General features: G+C 77.5%; 2 protein-coding genes. Both read right to left on the bottom strand.

Going from position 1 to position 1,190, the window contains the following annotated elements:
• Nucleotides 1-504, bottom strand: a complete 504-nt coding sequence (locus ACFV0G_RS39570; RefSeq protein ID WP_380558846.1) for a DUF1269 domain-containing protein — start codon at nucleotides 502-504, stop codon at nucleotides 1-3.
• A 135-nt stretch (nucleotides 505-639) separates the two neighbouring features.
• A partial coding sequence (locus ACFV0G_RS39565; protein ID WP_380558843.1) for a hypothetical protein occupies nucleotides 640-1,190 on the bottom strand: 551 nt, incomplete at its 5' end.

Here is a 1,190-nt window from a genome sequence, read left to right as displayed (position 1 = left end):
TCACCCGGCCGCGGGTGCCTGCGCCGCCTTGATGGCGTAGACCAGGTGCTCCTCCTGGGCGGCGCTGAGCGAGGTCTGCAGGATCTCGCCGCCGTAGCGGGCGAGGGCCGGGACGACCTTGTCGGCGGTCGCCGAGCGGACGAGCAGGAAGACCGCGGCGGAGCCCGGTTCGAGCTTCTGGCCGACCTGCTTCATGAAGTTGTCGTCCACGCCCACGTCGGTGGCGGAGCCGACCGCGGCGCCGGTCGCACCGCCGATCGCGGCGCCGAGGAACGGCATGAAGAACAGCAGGCCGATGACGCCGCCCCAGAGCGCGCCGGAGGCGGCGCCGATGCCGGTGGTGCTGGTCATCTGGTGGAGCTTGATCTTGCCGTCGGGCCGCCGCTCCACCACGACGACGTCCTCCAGGTCGATCAGCTTCTGCTTCTGCAGGCCGATCGCCTCGTCGCGGACCTGCTGGGCGGTGGCCACGTCGGGGTAGGCGATGGCGAAGAGGTTGCTCACGCGCTGGGTCCTTCCAACTCGTCGCGCGGACGGGCCCGGACGGGTTCGGGCGCGCACCGCTGCTGATGTCCGCAGCCTAGCGACGATTTGACATATTTATGCTGCTTGATGGCGGTGTGTCCGATATTCGGCGGCTCACCGGTCGCCGTGCCGCGCGGCGGCGGCGGTCGCCGCGGCCACCGCCGCCGCGGCCAGCAGCACGGACACCGCGAGCGACGGCAGCACGGCGGTCGCCAGGTCCACCCGGCCGTCCCGGGCGCTGCGGACCAGCTCCCGGACGACCGTGCGGCCCGGCGAGGCCGGCAGCAGCAGGACCGCCACCGCGCCGCCCAGTGCGGCGAGCAGGCCGTAGGTGCGGTCCGCCAGCACCGGGCGGCAGCTGAGCGCGCCGACCGCCAGCCCCAGCAGCAGGCACGCGGCGGTCGCGGCGTGGCCGGCGACCGCCACCGTCGCCGGGTCGACCCGCGCCGAACGCCCCGCCCGCAGCGCCGCCGCCGCGCCCGCGACGGCCGGCACCAGGGCGGTGAGGAGCGCCGCCGCCAGCGTCGCCAGGTGGACCCGGGCCGGGCCGGGCCCCGCCGGGGGGGCGGCCCCGGCGGGCGGGGGCGGCGCCCCGGCCCGCGGCCGGGCGCCCCCCGCGGGGCCCCGGCGCCCCCCGGCCCCCCCGTTGGGGGCCCCCCCCCGCG

The sequence above is a fragment of the Kitasatospora sp. NPDC059571 genome (assembly GCF_042735675.1).
Lineage (GTDB): Bacteria > Actinomycetota > Actinomycetes > Streptomycetales > Streptomycetaceae > Kitasatospora.
This window is presented reverse-complemented; position numbering and strand designations above follow the sequence as displayed.